This is a genomic window from Catellatospora sp. IY07-71 (genome assembly GCF_018326265.1).
In the GTDB taxonomy this organism is placed as follows: domain Bacteria; phylum Actinomycetota; class Actinomycetes; order Mycobacteriales; family Micromonosporaceae; genus Catellatospora.
In genome coordinates, this window is the sequence record NZ_AP023360.1 from 1,431,959 (window position 1) to 1,454,745 (window position 22,787).

Genomic DNA, 22,787 nt, shown 5'->3' on the forward strand with positions numbered 1-22,787 from the left:
CTCAGCCGGCCTGCTGCACGGCGTGCCCGCCGAACTGGTTGCGCAGCGCGGCGATCGCCTTCATCGCCGGGGAGTCGTCCTGCCGGGACTCGAACCGGGCGAACAGCGACGCGGAGATGACGTGCATCGGCACGGCGAGGCGGATCGCCTCCTCCACGGTCCACCGGCCCTCGCCGGTGTCCTCGGCGTAGCCCTTCAGCTTCTCCAGGTGGGCGTCGTCGGTCAGCGCCAGGTCCATCAGGTCGAGCAGCCAGGAGCGGATGACGGTGCCCTCGCGCCAGGACCGGAACACGCCGGGCACGTTGGTGACCAGCTCGGAGGCCTCCAGCAGCTCGAAGCCCTCGGCGTAGGCGTGCATCAGGCCGTACTCGATGCCGTTGTGCACCATCTTGGCGTAGTGGCCCGCGCCGACCGGCCCGGCGTGCACGAAGCCGAACTCACCCGCGGGCTTGAGCGCGTCGAACACCGGCATCATCCGGGCGACGTTCTCGTCCGAGCCGCCGACCATCAGGCCGTAGCCGTTCTCCTTGCCCCACACCCCGCCGGAGACGCCGACGTCCATGTAGCCGATGCCGCGCGTGCTCAGCCGCCCGGCCCGCGGGCCGTCCGACGAGAAGCGCGAGTTGCCGCCGTCGATGATCAGGTCACCGGGGCTGAGCAGCGGGGCCAGCTCGTCGATGGTGGCCTCGGTGACGCCCGCGGGCACCATAACCCACACGGCGCGCGGCGCCGCGAGCTTCGACACGAGGTCGGCCAGGTTCTCGGCGTCGGAGAGAGCCGGGTTGCGGTCGTATCCGACGACGTCGTGCCCGGCCTCGCGCAGCCGGTCGCGCATGTTGCCGCCCATCTTGCCGAGACCGACCAGACCGAGCTGCATGTGTTTCCCCCTTGGTGCGTTGGTGCCGGCCGCGGTCAGCGGCCCACCCTGATCGGCATGATCAGGTAGCGGAAGCCGGGGATGGCCGCGCCGTCCTCGGCGGCCGGGGTGATCACGGCCGGCTTGAACGGGTCGTTGAACGAGAACACCGCCGTCGGCGCACCGAGCGCGGCCAGCCCCTCGATGAGGTACTGCGGGTTGAAGGCGATGGTCATCGACTCCCCGGTGAACGTGGCGTCCATCGCCTCGCTCGCCCGCGCTTCCTCGGTGCCGCCGGCCTCGACCACGAGACCATCCTCGCTGAAGTTCAGGCGCACCGGCGTGGCTTTCTCGGCCACCAGCGAGACGCGCTTGACCACCTCGACCAGCGCCGAGACGGCGACCCGGGCCTCGGAGGAGTAGCTGGGCGCGAACAGCGAGCGGACCGGCGGGTACGACTGGCCGTCGAGCAGGCGGCTGGTGGTCCGGCGGGAGCCGCCGACCTTCGAGCCGCCCAGGAAGCCGATCATGCCCTCGCCCTTGCCGCCGTCGGCCAGCGCGATGGTGACGTCACCGCCGGTCGGGCCGAGCGTCTTGGCGGTGTCGGCGAGGGTGCGCGCGGGCACCAGGGCGTTCACGTTGATCTCCGGGTCGTCCGGGGTCCACGTGATCTCGCGGATGGCCAGCCGATACCGGTCGGTGGCGAGCAGGGCGAGGGTGTCGCCGGTCAGCTCCAGCCGGACGCCGGTCATCATCGGCAGCGTCTCGTCCCGTCCGGCGGCGATCGCCACCTGCGACACCGCCGAGGCGAACACGGCCGCGTCCACCCGGCCCGCGCTGGCGGGCAGCTCGGGCAGCGTCGGGTAGTCCTCCACCGGCATCGTCGGCAGCGTGAACCGCGCGCTGCCACAGACCAGCTCGAGGTGCGCGCCGACGGCGGCGATCTCGACCGGCTTGGCGGGCAGCGCCTTGGTGATCTCGGCGAGCAGGCGGCCGGAGACCAGGGTCGCGCCGTCCGCGTCGGCCTGCACCTCCACGTCCACCTGGTTGGAGACCTCGTAGTCGAAGCCCGAGACGTGCAGCCGGCCGTCGATGACGCGCAGCATCACGCCCGCGAGCACCGGCACCGACGGGCGGCTCGGCAGGCTCTTGGCGGTCCAGGCCACGGCGTCGGCAAGCGCGTCCCGCTCCACCCGAAACTTCATCTTGAGCCCTCCTCGGTGCTGCCAGGGTCGACCACAGAAACCTTAGGACCCTCGGGCGATCTCCCCTCGGCGACCCCTGTGGATCGGCGACGAGCCGAGCATCCACACATTCCCGAGCCGTGATGATTGTTTGATTTCTCTCTTAGAGATAACTGACGTCTTCATCATCGGTGCTGTGGAAACTGTGGATTAACGCCTCCGGCGCAGCTCAGAACGCTTGGACGGGTGTGGAGGAGCGGTGGACGGCCGGTGGATAACCGGCCTGTTTCTCCACAGCCGCCGCCGCGTCCACCGGTTGTCCACCGGCGTCCACAGGTTTTCCACCGTCAATCCCCAGTGGTTCTCCCCAAACTGTGGACAGACGCCGGTCTCTCCCTCCACAGCGATATCCACCGATCATGGGCCGCTGTCCACGGATCAAGGGGCCCCGTCCACACGGCGTCCACACCCTTTCCACAGCAAGATTTTTGGACGATTTTCTGTCCACACACGTCCACAGCGGATCCACAGCCAATCCACCGGGTTATCCACGGAGTTATCCACGATCTCTGTGGACAGCCGGCGGCCGGTTCGACGGACGGCGATGTCTCCCGCGTACCCACACGGGGTGTGCACAACCCACGCGGGGCTGTGGAAACGCCGACGGCCCGCGCTGCGGCGGGCCGTCGGGAAGATGAGGAGAGGGGTACGCGTCAGATCTGCTTGATCCGGTTGGTCAGCTCGGCGATCTGGTTGTAGAGCGAGCGCCGCTCCGCCATCTGCTGCCGGATCTTGCGGTCGGCGTGCATGACCGTGGTGTGGTCGCGGCCGCCGAAGGCCTGCCCGATGCGGGGCAGCGACAGGTCGGTCAGCTCGCGGCACAGGTACATGGCCACCTGGCGGGCGTTCACCAGCACCCGGGAGCGGGAGTGGCCGCGCAGATCCTCCAGGCTGACGCCGAAGTACTCCGAGGTCGACAGCATGATCTGGTCGGCGGTGATCTCGGGGGCGGCGTCGTCCGGGATGAAGTCGCGCAGCACCTCCTCCGCGATCGACAGCTTGACCTGCTCGCGGCTGAGGTTCGCGTACGCCGTCACCCGGATCAGCGCGCCCTCGAGCTCGCGGATCGAGTTCGACACCCGGGAGGCGATGAACTCCAGCACGTCGGCCGGCGCGTGCAGGCGCTCCTGGGCGGCCTTCTTCTGCAGGATCGCGATCCGGGTCTCCAGGTCCGGCGGCTGGATGTCGGCCAGCAGGCCCCACTCGAACCTGGTGCGCAGCCGGTCCTCCAGCGTCGACAGCGCCTTGGGCGAGCGGTCGGAGGTGATGACGATCTGCTTGTTGGCGTTGTGCAGCGTGTTGAAGGTGTGGAAGAACTCCTCCTGCGTCCGGTCCCGCTTCTCCAGGAACTGGATGTCGTCGATCAGGAGGATGTCCACGTCGCGGTAGCGGCGCTGGAACGCGCTGGCCTTGTCGTCGCGGATCGAGTTGATGAAGTCGTTGGTGAACTCCTCGGTCGACACGTACCGGACGCTGCGGGCGTGCCCGAGCTCCTGGGCGTAGTGGCCGATCGCGTGGAGCAGGTGGGTCTTGCCCAGCCCCGAGCCGCCGTAGATGAACAGCGGGTTGTACGCCTTCGCCGGCGACTCGGCCACCGCGACCGACGCGGCATGCGCGAACCGGTTCGACGAGCCGATGACGAAGGTCTCGAAGCGGTACTTCGGGTTGAGCTTGTTGCCGCCGGAGTCGCCGGTCGAGCCGGGCATCGCGCCGGGGCGGCGCTCGTCGCGCCCACCGCCGAGCGGGTGCGGGACGGAGCGGGCCTCCAGCGGCCCGGTGCCGCGGCCCGGCCCGGAGTCGGGCGGGCCGTCGCGGTCGGGGGCGCGCATCGCGCTCGCCCGCACCGGGGCGACCTCCGGGTGGCGCGGCACCGGCACGGCGAACAGGGCGTCCTCGCCCTCGGCCGGGGTGACCACCGGGTGCTCGACGGGCGGCGGGCTGAACGGCTGCGGCGCGGGCGCATAGGAAGAAGGAGTGAACTCGGCCGGCGGCGCCGCGGGCGGCACCGGCCGGGCCCCCGACTCGTCCGGCGGGCGCACCTTGACGGCGACCTGCACCGGCCGGCCCATGATCCGGGAGAGCGTGTCCGTGATCGCGGTGCGCAGCTTCGTCTCGATGATGTCCCGGATGAAGGCGTCGGGCACGCTGAGCAGGACCAGATCGTCGACTACGGCGAGCGCCTGGGTGAGCCGCAGGTAGGCGCGGTGCTGCGCCGAGACGATCTCGTCGGCGAGCTCGTCGGTGGCTGCCAGCCACACGGCGTTGAGGTCGCTCACCTGTCAGCCTCGTTCATGCGCTCGACCCTTCAAGTCCTTTTGGCGGCTGCTCGGCTGGCACCGGCTGCCTGTCAGCTCAGCGCACCACTCCGATCGATGACGGTGTGGTGACGGACCGTGGTTTTCCCCCGGGTTATCCCCCGAATCATCGAGGTTCTCCACAAGTTATCCACAGGCTGTGTGTCGATCGGCGTCCGGGGTCCGGCTGCTGTGGGGTGCCGCATCCGGCGCGGGAGCGCCTCACGAAGGACCCACCGTGCCGAACGAGCCACCATATTGCCCGGTTTTGCGGTTACCACCACAATTAACGGGCGGCGCCCTTGCTCGGGCACCACGGCACGCTAACAGGGTTATCCACAGGCGTCCACTCGTTGTCCACAGCCTCACTCTCGGTGAGTGTCTGTGGCGATACCCTGAGTTGTGGGTAAGGGGACGCTGGTGACACGGTGAGTGAGCTGGGAAGAGTTCTTGGCGGACATCGACGGCACGTGTACCCTGGAGCGGTTGCTCCATCACCCTCTGCTAGGGTGTCGGTTGCGGCCTTCCGCCCTGACCCAACAAGATCGAGACCTGCCGTCGCGATCCTGCCGTCAAGCGGGCGGGCCACCCGCGAGAAGCTAGAACATCCCCGCCCTGCGCGGGGCGATCCCCAGGAGACCTGACGTGAGCAAGCGCACGTACCAGCCGAACAACCGTCGGCGCGCGAAGACCCACGGCTTCCGGCTGCGCATGCGCACCCGCGCCGGGCGCGCGGTGCTGTCGTCGCGCCGGGGCAAGGGCCGCGCCCGCCTGGCGGTCTGAGACCCCGGTCGGGCCTCGGATGCTGCCGGCTGCGCACAGGCTGAGGCGGAGCACTGACTTCGCCGCCGCAGTGCGGGCTGGCCGCCGGGCCGGTCGCGGCGCCGTGGTGGTGCACCTCGCGGTGCCCCCGACGGTAACTGAACACGAGACGGCGTGGCAGGGAGACGATCCCGGCCACGCCGTTGCCGTGCCCGGGGCCGGGCAGGAGTCCGTGGCCCCGGTGCGGGCCGGGTTCGTGGTCTCCAAGGCGGTGGGGAACGCGGTTACCCGTAACACAGTGAAACGGCGCCTGCGCCATCTCGCGGCCGAGCGGCTCGACGGGCTGCCCGGCGGCGCCACCGTCGTGGTGCGCGCGCAGCCGCACGCGGCGTCGGCGTCGTACGAGCAGCTGGGCCGTGATCTCGACGCCGCGCTGGCCGCGGCGCTCAAGCGTGACCCTGCGCAGGCCTCGCGCCGCAGGTCAACCGAGGGGCGGGCATGACACAGCCACCGCGACCCACGACACTCGCCGGGCGCGTGCTGGCCCTACCCATCATCGCGTACCGTCGTTGGGTGAGTCCGGGCCTGCCGGCCCGCTGTCGGTTCTACCCGTCCTGCAGCACCTACGCGCTGGAGGCGATAGCGCGGCACGGCGCGCTGCGGGGGTTCTGGCTGACGGTCCGGCGGCTTGGTCGATGCCATCCCTTTCACCCGGGCGGATATGACCCCGTGCCACCCAACCGCCGCAGTACTGATGTGACTGGAGCAACACCCTCATGATGGACTGGATCTACACGATCGTCTCGAAGGTCCTGCTGTTCTGGCACGGCCTCTTCGACAAGCTCTGGGGCGACGGTCAGTGGCTGCGCACCAACTGGGACTGGGTCCTGGCGATCGTCTTCCTGGTGCTGACGGTGCGCGCGGTGCTGTTCCCGCTGTTCGTCAAGCAGATCCGGTCCCAGCGGGCCATGCAGGCGCTCCAGCCGCAGCTCAAGGCGCTGCAGGAGAAGCACAAGGGTGACAAGGAGACGCTCCAGCGCGAGATGATGGAGCTCTACCGGCGGGAGAAGGCCAACCCGCTGATGGGCTGCCTCCCGCTGCTGATCCAGATGCCGATCTTCCTCGGCGTGTTCCACGTGATCAAGCGCCTCGGCACCGGCACCTCCGACGAGACCCTCTACGGCTGGACCGCCGCGCAGTTCCAGAGCGGCATGCAGGCCGAGCTGTTCGGGGTGTCCATCGGTGCGGTGTTCACCGACGGCGGCCTGGCCGCGGTGCTCTGCGGCGTGCTCGGCGTCGTCATGATCTTCACGACCTACCTCACCAGCCGCCAGATGATCCTGAAGACCGGCTGGTCCGAGGACCCCACCCAGCGCACGATGCAGAAGCTGATGCTGTACGGCATCCCGGCCACGCTGATCATCTCGGCCGTCGCGTTCCCGCTCGGTCTGATCATCTACTGGACCACGACGAACCTCTTCTCGCTCGGCCAGCAGATGTGGGTGCTGAAGAAGTACCCGCCGCCGCCGATGGCCGGCGCCAAGGCGGAGCCGAAGGTCATCGACCCGGAGGTCGCGAAGGCCCTCGCGCCGAAGGTCGGCGCCAAGCCGGCCAACAGCCCGAAGCGCAAGTCGGTCAAGAAGAACGTCGGCTGACCGTACGCCTCCCGGCGCTGCCACCCCCACACAGACCTGCTCGTGATCCCCGCGCCGCGAGGCGCGGGGCCGATCACGGGGTTTTGATCGGATCGAACACCGGAGAAGAACGTGACCGACCAGACTGAGCTGGACGACGTGGCAGTCGAGGACCTCGCCGACGCCGAGGACGGCGCGGCGGAGGAGAACGAGGACGGCACCGAGGAGTCCGCCGCCCCCAAGCGCAAGGCCGCCACCGACGCCGACCTGTTCCGCCAGAGCGAGATCGCCGCGGACTACATCGAGGGCCTACTGGACATCCTGGACGCCGATGGCGACATCGATGAGCTGGTTTCCGGCGGCCGTCCGGTGGTCGAGGTCGTGGGCAGCCGCCTGCAATCCCTCGTCGGCCCGCGCGGGGCGACGCTGGAGGCGCTGCAGGAGCTGACCCGCCTGGCCATCTTCAAGCAGACCGGCGAGCCGAGCCGGCTGCTGTTGGACGTCGGCGGCTACCGCGACCAGCGCCGCAAGGAGCTGGGCGCGCTGGCCAAGAACGCCGTCGAGAAGGTCAAGCAGCACGGCGAGGCCGTGAAGCTGGAGCCGATGTCGGCCTTCGAGCGCAAGTGCGTGCACGACGTGGTCAACGCCGCGGCGGGCGTGCAGAGCGAGTCCGAGGGCGTCGAGCCGAACCGCCGGATCGTGGTACGTCCGGCGTGACCTTCGACGACTTCACGGAGCCGGTCATTCCCGACGGGGTGGCCGGCTCCGTTCTCTCTGACGAGCTGCGGCCCGCGGCGCAAGCCCTGTTCGGCGACCGGCTCGACGTCGCCGCCCGCTACGTCGAGTTGCTCGCCACCGACGGGGTGGTGCGCGGGCTGATCGGCCCGCGGGAGGCGCCCCGGTTGTGGGAGCGGCACCTGCTCAACTGCGCCGCGGTGGCCGAGCTGATTTCCCCGTCCGCCACGGTCGCCGACGTGGGCTCGGGAGCGGGTCTGCCCGGTATCGTGCTCGCAGTGGCTAGACCGGATATTTCGGTCATTCTGGTTGAACCACTGGCACGTCGGACCGCTTTCCTGGAGGAGGCGGTGGCGGCCCTCGACCTGACCGGCCAGGTCACCGTGGTACGCGGCCGCGCGGAGGAGCAGGTGGGTCTGCTCAGCGCGGACGTCGTCACCGCCCGCGCGGTGGCGCCGCTCGACCGGCTGGCGGGCTGGTGCCTGCCGCTGGCCTCGGTGGGAGGACGCCTGCTGGCGCTCAAGGGCATGTCGGCCGCTGACGAGATCGCCGAGCACCAGGCCGCGGTGGCCCGCCTCGGCGGCGGACCGGCGGTCATCCACCAGTGCGGCGTCGGCCTGATCGACCCGCCCACCACCGTGGTGGAGATCGTCCGGGAGCGCGAGGTCGTGCCGAAGACTGCCAAGCCGTCCCGGCGGGCAGGGCGCGGAGGACGCCGGCGCTGAGCGGTGCGCCCTCCGCTCACGGAGAGGGCGCACGACCATGGGTGTCCTGCAGGAAGACGAGACCGGCACGTCCGCTCCGGCCGACGTGCCGCGTCCCCGCACCTACCCCGGGGCCTTTCCCGGCGGCGGAGTGGTGCGTTCGCCTCTTTCCGGCCGGGTTCTCGCGACGGGTACGCCGCCGGTGCGGCGGGTGATGACTACCGCCCCGATCGCCCCGGTCGCGGGCGGCTGGCCCGATCCATCGGGATCGACCCGACGGTACGGGTGCCGCATGTCACTGGTGCCGGGATTCCTCGTCTTTGTCCAGCCGGAAGGCGGTCAACCGCCTGCCCGAGTGGAGGACGGTGGTAGCTTCCGCAACCCGACAGCCGTAGGCTGGCCGCGCGTCGATAATCTGGACCCGACTGTCGCGGGTGCGGTCGCAGTGCCGCCGACAGAGACGCCAGTGCGCGCCGGACGGGCCGGCGCAGCCATCCGATCCGATGCGGGCAGGGATGACACGGTGCAGGAATACGGCATGAGCCTCCCCCAGGGCTCCTACGGCGTTGTTTCACGTGAAACATCAACCCCGGCGCAGCGAGGCGCCGCCGACCCGGGCTCCGGCATGAGGCCGGCCGTCTCGAATACCTACACGTCGAGCGCGGCAGGCTCCCACCCGGCACCCAGCGGTCCGGCGTCGCCCGACGCGACCGGGTTCCGCGCGACGGCCTCGGTGCCGCCGCCGGGGAGCAGCGTGCCCCCCGCGGAGTTCTCCTCGGCTCCGCACGGCGCCACCGGGTACGTCCCGGTGTCCGCTCCCCCGGTGAACCGGCCGCCGTCGCCTCGCCCTCAGCCCACTTCTACGCATGTCGAGGGTGAGGATCAGAGTGGCACCGCGTACGGTGCTTCTGACGCGAACACGACAGCGTCCGGTAGTTCGGAGGACCCACCGTTGGCAATGGAAGCGATGCGCGCCGTTCAGATTCTCAACCCGAGCGGCGAGGTGACGATGCCTCGCCCGACCCGGCAGCGCGTCATGTGCGTCGCCAACCAGAAGGGTGGCGTGGGTAAGACCACCACCACGGTCAACCTCGCGGTGGCCCTCGCGCTGCACGGCAACCGGGTGCTGGTGGTCGACCTCGACCCGCAGGGCAACGCCTCGACGGGCCTGAACGTGCCCCACCACGCCGGCGTGCCGGACGTCTACGACTGCCTCATCGACCAGGTGCCGATGGAGGAGGTCGCGCAGGCCGTCGAGGGCATCCCGAACCTGTACTGCGTGCCGGCCACCATCGACCTCGCGGGCGCCGAGATCGAGCTCGTCTCGGTCGTCGCCCGCGAGTCCCGGCTGGGCCGCGCCATCCAGGCGTTCCCGATGGAGTTCGACTACGTCTTCATCGACTGCCCGCCGTCGCTGGGTCTGCTCACGGTCAACGCGCTGTGCGCCGCCCAGGAGGTGCTGATCCCGATCCAGTGCGAGTACTACGCGCTGGAGGGCCTCAACCAGCTCCTGAACAACATCAACCTGGTGAAGGCGCACCTCAACCCGAGCCTCGACGTCTCCACCATCCTGCTCACGATGTACGACCGGCGTACCCGCCTGGCCGACGCCGTCGAGCAGGACGTGCGCAACCACTTCGGCGAGAAGGTGCTGACGTCGGTCATCCCCCGCAACGTGCGGGTTTCCGAGGCGCCCAGCTACGGCCAGTCGGTCATGACTTATGATCCCGGTTCGCGCGGCGCGACCAGCTACTTCGAGGCTGCTCAGGAGATCGCCGAGCGCGGCGCGAAGATCGGAGTTGGGGCATGAGCATGACGTACGGGTTCCGCTGCGCAGTCGAAGGGGAGGCACCGGCATGACGCCGCCCCCCGCCCGCAAGGGAGGCCTCGGTCGCGGTCTCGGTGCCCTGATCCCGACCACGGGCGCCCCGCCCGCGCCGCAACCGGTCTCGGCCGTGCCGGCCCAGTCGCCGGTCGCCGCCCCCGTCTCCGCTCCCCCGGCGCCGACCGCGGCCGTGACGGCTCCCGCGGCTCCGGTCGTCGAGGAGGCGCCCGCCGCCGCCCCGATGCCGGACTTGGCGCCGGTGCCCGGTGCGCGCTTCGCGGAGATCCCGGTCGGCTCGATCGTGCCGAACCCGAAGCAGCCCCGGCAGATCTTCGACGACGAGATGCTGGACGAGCTGAAGATCTCCATTCAGGAGGTCGGCTTCCTCCAGCCGATCGTCGTACGCGAACTGAGCGCGGACAAGTACGAGCTCGTCATGGGCGAGCGCCGCTGGCGTGCCGCCCAGGCCGTCGGCAAGGACATGATCCCGGCGATCGTCCGGGACACCCGCGACGACGCCATGCTGCGCGACGCGCTGTTGGAGAACATCCACCGCGCCCAGCTGAACCCGCTCGAAGAGGCCGCCGCCTACCAGCAGCTGCTGGAGGAGTTCGGCGCGACCCACGACGAGCTGGCCAGGAAGATCGGGCGCAGCCGGCCGCAGATCTCGAACACCATCCGCCTGCTGAACCTGCCTCCGCAGGTGCAGAAGCGGGTGGCGGCCGGGGTGCTCTCCGCGGGCCACGCGCGGGCGCTGCTCAGCCTCGAACGCGCCGAGGCGCAGGAGGAGCTGGCGGGCCGGATCGTCAGCGAGGGCCTGTCGGTGCGTACCACCGAGGAGATGGTCCAACTGGCCCTCGCCGAGGGTGAGACGAAGCAGCAGGCCGCGAAGCGGCGGTCCAAGCCGCACGCCCCGGCGCTCGTCGACCTCGCCGACCGGCTGTCAGATCGGTTCGACACCAAGGTGAAGGTCGACATCGGCCGCAGCAAGGGCAAGATCACGATCGAGTTCGCGACCGTGGACGACCTGGAGCGGATAGTCGGCATCATCGGCGTCGAGAAGTAGTAAATACTAGGTTGATGAAGTGGGTCGCCCAGGTGGGCGGCCCACTTTCGTATCAGCGGTGTGTTCTGGCGTGCGCCGCGGGCTGCGCCGTCGCGGGTCATGCCGCCGCCGTACAGATCGTGTTCGCAGGCCCTGGGCTGGGGCCATCGCCTCGGCTGAGCGGTCGCGGCGGATGGTACCGCGTGGGAACCGCCTGTACTCCAACGTGTATGCCGGGGTTGACCGGGGACCGCGGGCGGACCAACACCGGGTGGCGTTGCGTCGTCCGTGCCCGGGCCCGACCGCGCTTCATCCTCTCCCCAGTCCGTCATCTCGCTCGACCAGCGGGGCCGGCCGACTTCGTCGGGGTGGCGTCGCGGTGCGGACCTTCAGCCTCGGCTGCCGCTGAGCGTCTGCCCGATGGGCGTCTCGGGCCCGACGTCGTCTGCCGGCCTTCCTCGCCTCCCGTCCCTCGTGCTCGGGGCGCCTCACCCGCCTTGGCGCGCCGGCCGGTTGCACTCACCACCTCCTGACTCCACGTGGTCCGTGTTACGACCCAGCTGCTCGGCTTCCCTCGACACCGGGCGCCAACCTCGACACGGTCCTTATGCGGTGTGGGTACACCGACCGCAGCGAGGTCGACTCGAGTCTGTCGGGTCGGTGCCGGCTACGGGATCCCGGTCTTAGCCTGGGTTCGCCTGTCGGGTTCGATCAGGGTGCGGTTGCCGGGTTACGGCATCGGGCCGACAGGCGCCCCTTCTCCGAGCACCTCGGGTGACCCGGTTAGAGGTGCGCCGCAGAAGGATCACCGGTGGAGGTGGGATCGGCGCCTCTCGGGGGTGATCCACGACCTCGTGACTTTGTGAGCCTCGGCCGACCCGGCGAGGCGGGCCGTGAACATGCTGGAGCGCATACCGAAGAAGGGCCGTGCTGCCCAGCCCGATCGCGATGTTGCCGCCAGGGCCCGCCGATGACTCTCGGGGTGCCGTGCCGCCCCACATCACCGGCGGCTGCCGGTGACCTGCTCCAGGTCGTGTCGCGGGCCACCACAACAAGCACGGGTTCGGACGTCGGTCGTCGAGGCTCGCGCCCGGCGGTGACTGGTCCGCCAGGCTTCGGTTGCGTACCTGTGCCGAGTCTGCACCCGGGCCGTGCGTCATCCATCCCCCGTTCCCCGCTCCGGTGGTGCAGGCGGCTGCGGTCGGTCTCTGCCACGGTCGACGCCGTTCGCCGTGTCGCGTGCGCAGACCGCCGATGACCGTCGACTGGCCGGGGTGCCGAGCCGACCTCCGTTCGGGTGGTGGGGCGTTGAATCGGCCGGCGATTGGCGTAACCAGTCTGAGGCGAGGGCGACCCCACCGGCAGCCGGGCTGATGCCCTTCGGCCTTGCAGCGATCGGTGTCGGCGGCGAGTTCGTTCCCCGCTCGATGCGATGAGGTGTTCCTCCTCCAACTCATGGTGCGGCGCGGCCGGCCGGTTCTGCGACGACGATCTCCTCGGCGGGGGGGTGAACGTTAGCGTGCCGGGCAGGCCCGGGGTGAGCATGCCTGTTCCCACCGTTGGGTGCTGCGCGATGTTTCACGTGAAACAACGAGATCGTTTGTCGGCCAACGTGGGCGCGGATCCAGGTTGGGTTGAGCGCCAAGGGCCCGGTGAGTACTGGATCGTGGGTATCGGGTGAACGCGGGCGTCCCTGCGAGTTGGATACGACCCCAAGGATCGCCCCCTAAGTCTTCCGCTCGCATGAGGTCTGAGCCGAGTGGGCGGGACGAGGCGCTGACCTGACCGGGGTTGGTCTGTCTCACTGCGCTCTCCTGGGAGTCCAGACCCTTGAGACTGTCTTCGTTGCGGAGACTGGCCAGGTCAGCTCATGCCGGGGCGGGCCTCCCCGACGCCAGCGGTAAACATCTTCTACGTACAGAGGTCGCCCTGGACCTGGGCGGTGCGACCCCTTGAAGCGTCTGCCAATCGTTGGGGCGGCTCTGAACGACTGACAAGAGCGGCGGCGCTCGGGCGACCGGGCTCACGCCTGGGGGGTATGGGGTGTGGGTGCAGACGTCGTGGCGACAGGCGATCGCTGGACGCGCCTGGCGACGGGCGATAGGCGATCCCCGGGCGCGCTTGGCGACGGGCGACAGAGTTGCCGAGCACGCCGCCTCGCGGAGACTGTGGAGGACACGGCGCGTTCGCGGCGACCTGGCGGGTAGGGCTGCTTCGCGTTCCCGATATGGCTGCGAGCGTGCTGAGTTCGGGAGGGCATCCAGCCTCTCCGGTCGGCGGGTCTGCCGAGGCCAGCCAGAGTCGTGGCTCTCCCATGCCAACCGCCCTACGGAACGAGACCAGCGCCAGTGCGCCCGTGCACGGTTCCCGGCGAACGAGAGACGCGTGAGCGCGCCAGACCTACGACTGCGATCGAATCGTTCGCACGGCTCCGGGGACGGCGTGAGGCAACGGCCCGGTGTCGCCGCCGAACTCTCGGTCGGGTCATCTCTCTCCCGGCAGTAGTGGTCTCCACGCCGGCGCCGCCTCGCGGAAAGGTCGAGTTCGCCACCGGTCGGATGGCGCCTGAGGGCAGCACTTGAGCGGCGTAAGGGAGGGCCCTCGTCGTTCGTTCGCGCGGCCGGGGCGATCGTCCGGGGACTTGGGCATGGGAGTTGCCTGACGCGGAAACCTGAACGGCGTCGCCCGGGGACTAGTTGGCGGGAAGTGGGTCAGGCGCCGACGCACTACATGGACGGGACAGGCCGCGACGCCTGCAAGAGCCGGCCGCTGCGGCAGGCTGGAGCCGCACGGCCGACAGTCGCGGACTCCACTGGCACCGTGGTTCCGAACACGGGAGCGCGGACCGCGAGCGTTGAAGCGTTCCGGCCATAACGGGTTCGAGACTGGGCGCCGTCCGAACCGGTGACGGTGGTTGCGGCGAGCGTCTTGCCCGGCGAGCTGGACGAGAGCGTTGGCCATCAGACCTACTCCCCTACGCGTCCACGCCGGGCGGGCGGGTAGGTCCCCGAGTGGTGCGTACGCCACCGACTTTGCGTTAGGCGTGTGGATCCGGACCGCCAACGTTCCGACGCGTGATGGCCGGTGAACCTGCCGAGCAACGGACGGCGGACCGGGACCGGACTCCCCGTATCGACCGCGGCTCCTGGGGGCGGGCGGTCGGGCACGGTTTCACGTGAAACATCGGCGGGGCGTCGGCGAGCGAGCACCACGCGTGCGGGCCGAAGAAGTCCGCCCGTACCGCGCTTCGCTTGCCGCTGCCGGTTGCCCGCCCTGACGCTGTGGCACCACATCGGGGAGGGTTCCGCGCTGATCCGGTGTGGGAGGGGGCAGCCTCTACAACCGCGCCGAGAACGGGCGCTCGGTAGGAACGTTGGTGCACGGATGATTTCTTGCCGGCGACGACGTGGCAGGACGTTCAGCGACGCTGGACGGGCGGCGCCTCGCGCAACGAGGGCTGCCGCGATCGGTGCCGCAGCGGTGTACGGCGACAGCAGCGCACCGGCAGCTGCTGTGCGGCCAGCCGGTGACAAGCGTGCGGGTGCTCGCGTCACCATCCGCCCATCCTTGGACAGCAGCTCTCGCCCGCGTTGGGGAGGAGGGTGTAGGTGCCCGTTGGCCGGAACTTGGACTGGGCCGGCGACCGGCACAGACAACCTTCGGGCCCACCGCTGGTGCAAGCCGAACGGGCGAGCGTTCCACAACCCCAGTCCGCGCTCCGCGAAGTCGGCACCGAGAACTCCAGCGCCAACGCCTACGCGAGGTCCAGTGAAGGCACTGGCGTCGTGGCGTTGTGAGGGTGCACGACTGACGATTTACGGCGACAGGCCGAGCCGGGATGCACGCCAACTCGAACTGCCGTAGTTGGCGGTGATCGTCCCCCTGCGTGAAAGATGTTGTCGCGCAGTGCAGTCTCGCTTGCGACGACACGATCGGGAGTTATGCGGCGAGGGCCACTCCCCTCGCCCATGCCGACAGAGGCCTGCTGCGTGAACGGGTGGATGGAGAGAAGCTGGGGACGGCTGGCTTCACGGGCGCCCGGTCGGTCGTGGAGTTGCATGGTGCGAACCTCGCAGGCGCAGGTTTGTGGCCTCGTCTGATCTGCCGACCGCGGATCGGCTTGGCGGGATTCGACCGCAGACTCAAGGCGTACGTCGGTTTGCCGCGGGTTACCAGGGCCGGCCTCCAGGGACCGATCGCGTTGGCCGGTCCCTGTGCACCCCTCCGGATGGTTTCGGTTCACGGGGGTCGGGTATCTCGATGCCGACGGTCGGGGTACGGACGGACGGTGGGGGGAGGCGGCTTGACTTGTGCAACCGCCTGCCAAGTGTGACGGGCGGCTTGGCGGTTGTCGGTGCCCGTGGGCATGAGCCGCCAGACGCTGGCATCTGTCGGTGTCCGCCGTCGAGTGCGACGCGGAAGCGGCGCCTCTGTTTCACGTGAAACATGGAGATCGAACTCCACCGGACGGCCGCCTCGCGCGAGAGTGTGCCAGGACGCCGACCCCTCCAGCGCGGACCCGCCTCGCGTGGGGACGCGTCGAGGTCCGGTCCGGTCCCGCACGCAGTCGACGCAACGCCGTGCGGCGGCGGTGTGGCTACACATCGAGAGTCGCGCCGGCTCAACTGCGTATGGAGCTTCCACCGGCGGTTGGCCCCGCTCGAGAACGTGGCAACGGCCGACTGCGGGGTGTCCCGCGGGTGTTCGGAGATACGGCCGGTTCCTACCGCCGACTGGGACGCAGGACGTTCTTTCTGCGGGGGTAGACGAGACGGACGCCGACATAATCTTCTGCTCCTGACGGCAGCTGCTCACATCGCGTCGACCGCGGAAACTGCGACCGGCGTCCTGCCTGCCGCGAGCCTTGTAGATGTCGCGCGCCTGATGTCGCCAACGACTGGCTGTTTTCTCGCACTGAAGCCAGGCCGCACAACCTTGCTCGGCAGAGAACCTGAAACCACGCGGCGACGCTAGAAGCACGCCTCTGGATCGTGCCCGACGCGAAACTTGACGCCTCAATGCCGAGAGCCCGCTGCCCTGAACCATGGGAGTTAGCTTCGCTACGTGCCGCGTTCTCAACTTCCGCCGACGATGCCCCGACAACTGACGCCCCCGTGGGGAGGTTCGGGTGGGTGGTGGGTGCCAGTCGTCAGTGCATGGGAAGCCCGTGCGCATGGCGCCGGCGGCGACGATGTACGTCGCGACCGAAGCGGTCTGTGCCGGATACAACGGGACTGAGGTGCCTGACTCCTCCACTGGTGCTCAGGCGATCGTCATCGGGACGGACAACGCGCCGTCGTCAAGGCAGTGAAGCCAGCACGCGTATCCCGATTCAGACCTCGCTCGCCTCGGATGCCTCGTTCCCAGAAGGTGCCCCCCAGAACTGGGGCGCGGACTCGATCGGTCCACCGCCATGCGGTGCACCGTGGAGGATCCGTCACATCGGCAACGCGGCGGAGGGCAGTGGGAGGGGGCAGCCGTCTTCCCGAACCGGGGCTCCTGTCAGTCGGGCGGCCTTGAGCCTCCGCAGTGGAAGTCTTCGCCTGAAGCAGGACGCGGGCCCTGTGCGCATCAGTCGGGCAAGCGGCGCGAGGGCGCGAGGGCGTGAGGGTCGAGCGTGTTCGGAACAAAGCCCGGTTGGCGTATCTCCGCGCGGCAGTTGGTTGTCCGCGTCGCCACTCCCCCGGGCGGCCTATGTCAGCGCCTCGCGCGAGGTGTCACGTGGCGTCCCTGGCTCGCCGAGTGCCGTCACCTCCCTCGGGAATGCTCCGGAGAGAACTGGCACCAGAGGCGCTGGGCCGCGGCCTAGCGGCTGTCGGGGAGCAGAACGGATTCCGAGGACGGGCTGTCGCGCTTCGGCCGCCGTCGAATTTGCCGACGCGCCAGTGTCGGTCACGAGGCGCCGGCGTCGGTACAGCGGGGGTACGGCCGTCCGACCCTTTCGCTGTGACCGGCCGTAGGTCGGCGGACATGCGGCAACGGCGAGCGTGGTTTCACGTGAAACACGGAGATCAGTTTCCGCGCGGTCGACCTGCCCCTGCGCGAGCGGGGCAGAGCGCGGACTTCCGCGTCGACTGCAATACCCCGGCCGGCGTCTGGTGATGAAGTCGGATGCGCATGCCTGCTTAACTTCGCGTCCGTCTGAACGGCGCGAGCCCGACGGGCGACGTCTCCCTGGCGATCGGGATGTATGGCGTTCGGCCCGACAGGATCGGCGGGCCGCGACGCGCTCCGACTGACACCTGCGGCCCTACTGCCCGACGTCTGCTGGATTCCGCCGGTTGTCTTGAGAGGGGTACCAGATGCGCTAGGAGTGCGCGGTGCGATCCGCACCTGGGCAACCGAGCGGGCGGCGGACCGGACACGCCACAGAGCACTGGGCGCGAGACAACAATGGGCACACAACAGCGCTGCACGCGACACTGGGCACGCGACAGCACTGGCACGCGACAGCAACGAGTGACATGAACCGAGTAGGAGGCAGATCGACTAGGCGACAGGACCCAGTAGGAGGCAGGATCGGGCAGAGGACAGGGCCGCAGCGTTGGATCCGACGGCCGTGCCCGACAGTGCTGTCGACGGGCAGATGCCGGAGGGCCGGCGGGTGCTGCCGGGCGTCGGCGGCAGGCGTCGGCGGCAGGCGTCGGTCGCGCCCCCGCTGCTTCGCCGCGCCTCGTCCAGTCGCGAGTTTGGGCGAATCCGGGGTACGCCGACCGGTAGGCCTGTCGAGTATCGGGATGGTGCGTCGCCAACCAGCCGATCCGGCATCGAGACCGACCCACTCATGTCCGATGGTTGAACCATCTGAGCGGCACAGTGGGTCCAGGTTGTCGCCGACGGCGCACGGCGTCCGCTGGGATGAAGTGTCGGGTTCGAGGAGCGCCGGGTGCCGTTGTTGATCTGGCCGCGAGTTCAACTCAGGAGCCTGTCGGTTCTGCGAAAGTGGCATGGACTTCCTAGCGAGCCCTCCCCCGCCGACGGGACGGTCAGGTCGACCAGCACCGAGGAGCGGGTGAACGGGACGAGAGAAGGACCTGGTGTGGACCGATGGTGCGCGGCGCCCCGGCAGGTGCACTGGGTGAGCGAGGCCGCTCACCACAACCGCTGAGGCCGCTCCGACCATCCGCTGTAGTTCTGTCCACCAGCTGCCCTCTACCTGAAACGTGGCGTGCTGCCCTTCGGGGCGGTACCAGGGACACCCCGGCCCGAGGATTCCGGTGGCGACGCGCCAGTGGGAGCAGATCGCGCCTGGACCCCGGCCGACTCCGACCCACCAAGCCGTGGTGCCCTCCTTGGAGTTGGAGTGCCGGAAACCGAGGACCTGTGCCCGGCGTCGGAGGTGCGCGCCCTCGGGTCGGCCGGCTGGCACCTCGACCCGGGCTTGCGCGTGACCGGCAAGTGGCGGACCCGGTGAAGGCGAGGCTGAAGCGGCGCCAGGCCGGGCATGCCTGACCCGGAAGGGGTCGGACAGCATCGACGTGTCGCCAAAGGGCCGAAGCCGGGCAGTCGCAGGCGTCCCGCGATCCGCGCCTCCGCTTGGAGGTGGCGCAGGCCGTGCGCCGGTCGGCTCGGCTGGCTCGGCTGGCTCGACCCGGCGGACTGGCACCTGACCTGCCCGCGCTGGCACCGCATCGGTGGGACGCGAACAGGACATGGGCCGGTGGTCAAGGCGGCGCAGGAGGCCGCCCCGATCAGCCCTCGCAGGGTCGGTAGTTGGCCCGGACGCCGCCCTGATCCTCTTGTCGCCGGTCGGTCTGGTCGCGGATGAGCAACTCAGAAGACGTGCCAGCCGCAGTACGGCGACTGAACCAGGCACGCGTCGGTGACCGCGACGGGGGCGAAGACACGGGCCCACGGGTCGCGGATCCGGTTTCTAGACAGTGCGAGGTCAGAGCAGGCGGCCATGAAGGCCGACCGGTTCCGGTAGACACGGCCCGGCACGACCCGGCACGACCCGACCGGACCCGACCGGACCCGACCGGACCCGGACGTGGCCGAGGGACCCTGGGGTCCGTTTGCCCACATCCCTACCCACACCTGTGGGTATCCACGAAGACGCATGCCCAAGGTCAACGATCTCCATGCACCCCCGAGGTGCGATGAAGGTCACGTATCGCCTGTCCACAGCCTTGCACCGTCCTCTTTCCACAGCCGAGGCGAGGTTATCCACAGGCCGTGTTTCACGTGAAACACGCTCGCCGCACCGCGCGCTACCCCGTACTCGCAACGGGATGTGCACGTAGAAACGTGTGAAGTCAACGTGTGCACCCGTTCCGTGGCGGCGGTCACGATGTTCGTTCCACAGGGCGAGCCGTTGCTATCCACAAAGTTATCCACAGGGAGATCGTGGCCTGTGGTTTCACGTGAAACCCGGGCCGGAAATCCACAGGCGGGGGAAGACAGGAGTGGCAGGCTGGGCTAGATTCTGCAGGTGGCCGATACCCCGATGCCCCTTCCCGGCTTCACCACCTGGCCCTCGTTCCCCTTCGAGGGCGATTTCAAGATCAAGCATCTTGACCCGCCGGTCGAGTCGGAGCCTGCTCGCAAGGGTGAGGACTCCGCCGACTGCACTGCCTGCACGGCACCTGACGACGCCTATATCTGGGTGAACGAGCGCTGGCGCGTACGCACCATGGACCGCCCGACGGGCCTGCCCATGGTGCTGATGCTGGAGCCGCGGTCGCACCTCGACCTGGGTGATCTGCCGAATCTGCTGGCGGCCGAGCTCGGTGTCATGACGGTGCGGCTGGAGCGGGCCATCCGCTCGCTCGACAGTGTTGCGCGTGTCCACGTGTACCGGTGGGGTGACGGCGCCGCGCACCTGCACGTGTGGTTCATGGCCCGCCCGCATGGTCAGCTCCAGTTGCGCGGCACGTTCCTCCCGCTGTGGGACGACATTCTGCCGCCCATTCCTGAGGAGCAGTGGCGGGAGAGCCTGGCGCATGTCGCCGCGTGGCTCGCCGAGTTCGGCGGGACGCCCTTGGCGCAGCCGCCGCGCATCGACTGGCAGGCGCCGGCCAAGCTCACGGACGACTGAGGCACGACGACATGTCAACCCGCGAGGGCCCGCAGCTTCTGCACAGAAGCTGCGGGCCCTCGCGGTCTGCGTTCGGGCGCTCGCCGATCTCGCCGGCACGCGGTGCGCTCACCAATCCCTGCCCCGCCGGTCGGCCGTCGAAGATCGCGGTCTCGTGTCAGAAAGTGCGGTCCGGCCGCAGATCTTGACACGAGCCAGCGATCTCCGCCGGACCCCGAAGCCAGACGCGCCCCGGATCCCGCAGCCCGACCCGAAGGTGGGTCGCCGGACGCCGCCTGTCTGGGTGAGGGCGTGGCCGGTGGTCAGGCGCTCGGGCGGGCGGCGGCGCGGGTGACGAGGCGGGCGATGACGTCGCCGAGGTCGAGGCCGCCGGCGTGCACCGCCAGGGGCAGCAGTGAGGTCTCGGTCATGCCCGGGGAGACGTTCACCTCCAGGACCGTGCACTCCCCGGTCGGGGTGACGATCAGGTCGACGCGGGACAGGTCGCGCAGGCCCAGCGCCTGGTGCGCGGCGAGCGCCGTCTTGACCACCGCGGCGCTCGTCTCGGCGGACAACCGGGCGGGCGCGTGCCAGGTGGTGAGGCCGGCGGTGTACCTGGCGGCGTAGTCGTACACGCCGTTGCTGGGCACGATCTCCACGGGCGGGAGTGCGAACGGCCCCTCCCCCAGGTCGAGGATGGAGACGGCTACGTCGACTCCCTCGACATAGCGCTCGACCAGAGCGGTCTGGTCGTACGCGAAGCAGCCGACCATGGCGGCCGGCAGCGCGGCGGCGTCGCGCACCACGGCGGCGCCCAGCCCCGATCCGCCCTGGGCGGGTTTCACCATGAGCGGCAGGCCGAGCCGGTCGACGATGCGGTCGAGCACGGCGACGGCGCCGAGTTCGGAGAACCGGTCGTGCGGCAGCGCCACCCATTCCGGAGTGGGGATGCCGTACTCGACGAGCACGGCCTTGGCGGAGGGCTTGTCCCAGGCGAGCCGGGCCGAGCGCGCGTCGGGGCCGACGTACGGCACGCCGCACAGGTCGAGCACGCCGCGCAGGGAGCCGTCCTCGCCGGTGGAGCCGTGCAGCGCGATGAAGACGGCGTCCGGCGGGTCGGCCTTCAGGGAGGGCAGGAGCGACACGTCGGCGTCGAGCATGTCCGCTTCGACGCCGACGGCGCGCAGCGCGTCGAGCACGCGGCGACCGGATCGCAGCGAGACGTCGCGTTCGTAGGAGAGGCCGCCCGCCAGCACCAGGCAGCGAAGGTCGGCCGGGACGGCGGGCGTGGTGGACGGTGCGGTCACCCTCGAATCATGCCAAGTCGGGACCGGGCGCATGCGCACCGGGCCGCGGCAGCTCGGTCACCGCGTCGAGCGGTCCGGTGTCGCCGAAGACGGCCCGCACCGCGAGCTCCTGCTCGACCACGCCGGCCAGGCGGCGGACGCCCTCCCGGATCCGCTCGGGCGCCGGGAACGAGAAGTTGAGCCGCAGGTGCTGCTGGCCGGTGCCGTCGGCGTAGAAGCCGGTGCCGGGCACGTACGCGACGCGCGCGGCGATGGCGCGGGGCACCATGGCCTTGGAGTTGAGCCCGGCGGGCAGGGTCGCCCAGACGAACAGGCCGCCCGCGGGACGGGTCCAGGTGGTGCCCTCGGGCATCAGGTCGGACAGCGCGGTCAGCATCGCGTCGCGGCGCTCGGCGTAGATCTGCTGGTACGTCTTGAGCTGCTGGCGCCAGGGCATGGTGGACAGGTAGGTGCTCACCACGGACTGGGCGAAGTTGCTCGGGCACAGGATGTTCGCCTCGGTGGCGATCACCAGCTTGTCGCGTACCGCGTGGGGGGCCAGGATCCAGCCCACCCGCAGACCCGGCGCGAAGGTCTTGGAGAAGGTGCTCAGGTAGAAGACGCCGTCACGGCGGCGGGCGCGCAGCGGACGCGGCGCCTCGCCCTCGAAGCCGAGGCGGCCGTACGGGTCGTCCTCGATGACGAGCAGCCCGGCCCGCTCGCAGATGTCGAGGACCTGCTCGCGGCGCTCCTCGGAGAGGGTGACGCCGGCGGGGTTCTGGTAAGTCGGGATGGTGTAGAGGAACTTGACCCGGCGGCCGAGCCGCCGCTGCTCCTCGATCGCGGTCTCCAGCGCGGCCGGGATGAGGCCGTCGTGGTCCATCGCGAGGTGCACGACCTGGGCCTGCGCGGCCTGGAAGACGCCGAGCGCGCCGACGTAGGTGGGGCCCTCGGCGAGCACCACGTCGCCCGGGTCGAGGAAGAGCCGGGAGATGAGGTCCAGCGCCTGCTGGCCGCCGATGGTGACCACCACGTCGTCGGGCGACGCGCCGACGGAGGCGTCGATGCCGACGTCGGCCATCAGGGTGCAGATCTGCTCGCGCAGCTCGGCCATGCCCTGGCCGAGACCGTACTGCAGCGCGTTGGCGCCCTGCTTGGCGACCAGCTCGCCGATGACCTCGCCGACGGCGTCCAGCGGCAGCGCGGAGATGTAGGGCATACCGCCGGCCAGGGAGACCACCTCGGGGCGGTTGGCGACGGCGAAGAGAGCTCGGATCTCGGAAGCGGTCATCCCACCGATACGCTGCGCATATCGATCGGTGTAATCGTCGAGCGTGGTGCCCGTCTCCGACACGGTCCCTCCCCGGCCTGGACAAACAGCTGGCC

15 protein-coding genes are annotated in these 22,787 nt (G+C 69.8%); 9 read left to right on the top strand and 6 right to left on the bottom strand.

Going from position 1 to position 22,787, the window contains the following annotated elements:
- Position 1: 1 nt before the first annotated feature.
- The 3 genes from gnd to dnaA form a co-directional block, all read right to left on the bottom strand.
- Entirely contained in the window at positions 2–877 is an 876-nt protein-coding gene (gene gnd / locus CS0771_RS06590; RefSeq protein ID WP_212840218.1) for a phosphogluconate dehydrogenase (NAD(+)-dependent, decarboxylating), read from the bottom strand.
- A 35-nt stretch (positions 878–912) separates the two neighbouring features.
- The gene (gene dnaN / locus CS0771_RS06595) at positions 913–2,061 is read right to left on the bottom strand and encodes a DNA polymerase III subunit beta (RefSeq protein ID WP_212840219.1); all 1,149 of its coding nucleotides are present in this window, start codon (positions 2,059–2,061) and stop codon (positions 913–915) included.
- A gap of 692 nt (positions 2,062–2,753) precedes the next feature.
- Positions 2,754–4,376, bottom strand: coding sequence for a chromosomal replication initiator protein DnaA (gene dnaA, locus CS0771_RS06600; protein ID WP_212840220.1), 1,623 nt, complete (start codon positions 4,374–4,376; stop codon positions 2,754–2,756).
- Between the two features lie 663 nt (positions 4,377–5,039).
- Between dnaA and rpmH the strand changes: the two genes are divergently transcribed.
- The 6 genes from rpmH to rsmG all read left to right on the top strand — a co-directional run bounded on the left by rpmH (position 5,040) and on the right by rsmG (position 8,250).
- Positions 5,040–5,177 (top strand): 50S ribosomal protein L34, encoded by a 138-nt coding sequence (gene rpmH, locus CS0771_RS06605; protein WP_120317612.1) that lies wholly within the window; start codon positions 5,040–5,042, stop codon positions 5,175–5,177.
- A gap of 19 nt (positions 5,178–5,196) precedes the next feature.
- Complete coding sequence (gene rnpA, locus CS0771_RS06610) at positions 5,197–5,658, top strand: ribonuclease P protein component (RefSeq protein ID WP_212840221.1); 462 nt, start codon at positions 5,197–5,199, stop codon at positions 5,656–5,658.
- Positions 5,655–5,936 (top strand): membrane protein insertion efficiency factor YidD, encoded by a 282-nt coding sequence (gene yidD, locus CS0771_RS06615; protein WP_203757328.1) that lies wholly within the window; start codon positions 5,655–5,657, stop codon positions 5,934–5,936. Before rnpA ends, yidD begins: the two co-directional genes overlap by 4 nt.
- Positions 5,933–6,811, top strand: a complete 879-nt coding sequence (yidC, locus tag CS0771_RS06620) for a membrane protein insertase YidC (protein WP_212840222.1) — start codon at positions 5,933–5,935, stop codon at positions 6,809–6,811. The genes yidD and yidC overlap by 4 nt, the downstream gene beginning before the upstream one ends.
- 138 nt (positions 6,812–6,949) lie before the next feature.
- Positions 6,950–7,507 carry a protein jag gene (locus CS0771_RS06625; RefSeq protein ID WP_371821553.1) on the top strand — a complete coding sequence of 186 codons (558 nt, stop codon included), beginning with the start codon at positions 6,950–6,952 and terminating at the stop codon, positions 7,505–7,507.
- A gap of 26 nt (positions 7,508–7,533) precedes the next feature.
- Positions 7,534–8,250 carry a 16S rRNA (guanine(527)-N(7))-methyltransferase RsmG gene (gene rsmG, locus CS0771_RS06630; protein WP_371821554.1) on the top strand — a complete coding sequence of 239 codons (717 nt, stop codon included), beginning with the start codon at positions 7,534–7,536 and terminating at the stop codon, positions 8,248–8,250.
- Positions 8,251–8,877: 627 nt separating this feature from the next.
- On the opposite strand, the gene CS0771_RS06635 is transcribed toward rsmG, so the two are convergent.
- On the bottom strand, positions 8,878–9,024 hold the full coding sequence (locus tag CS0771_RS06635; protein WP_212840224.1) for a hypothetical protein: 147 nt from the start codon (positions 9,022–9,024) through the stop codon (positions 8,878–8,880).
- Between CS0771_RS06635 and CS0771_RS06640 the strand changes: the two genes are divergently transcribed.
- The 3 genes from CS0771_RS06640 (at position 8,984) to CS0771_RS06650 (ending at position 20,136) form a co-directional block, all read left to right on the top strand.
- Positions 8,984–10,039, top strand: coding sequence for a ParA family protein (locus CS0771_RS06640; protein ID WP_371821555.1), 1,056 nt, complete (start codon positions 8,984–8,986; stop codon positions 10,037–10,039). The genes CS0771_RS06635 and CS0771_RS06640 overlap by 41 nt on opposite strands.
- Positions 10,040–10,085: 46 nt before the next feature.
- Positions 10,086–11,120, top strand: a complete 1,035-nt coding sequence (locus tag CS0771_RS06645; protein ID WP_212840225.1) for a ParB/RepB/Spo0J family partition protein — start codon at positions 10,086–10,088, stop codon at positions 11,118–11,120.
- Positions 11,121–19,530: 8,410 nt separating this feature from the next.
- Positions 19,531–20,136, top strand: coding sequence for a hypothetical protein (locus CS0771_RS06650; protein WP_239126082.1), 606 nt, complete (start codon positions 19,531–19,533; stop codon positions 20,134–20,136).
- A 302-nt stretch (positions 20,137–20,438) separates the two neighbouring features.
- Here CS0771_RS06650 and CS0771_RS06655 read toward each other — a convergent pair whose 3' ends face one another.
- On the bottom strand, positions 20,439–21,422 hold the full coding sequence (locus CS0771_RS06655) for a D-alanine--D-alanine ligase (RefSeq protein WP_244870643.1): 984 nt from the start codon (positions 21,420–21,422) through the stop codon (positions 20,439–20,441).
- A gap of 7 nt (positions 21,423–21,429) precedes the next feature.
- Positions 21,430–22,692, bottom strand: a complete 1,263-nt coding sequence (locus CS0771_RS06660; RefSeq protein ID WP_212840226.1) for a PLP-dependent aminotransferase family protein — start codon at positions 22,690–22,692, stop codon at positions 21,430–21,432.
- Positions 22,693–22,787: the final 95 nt, after the last annotated feature.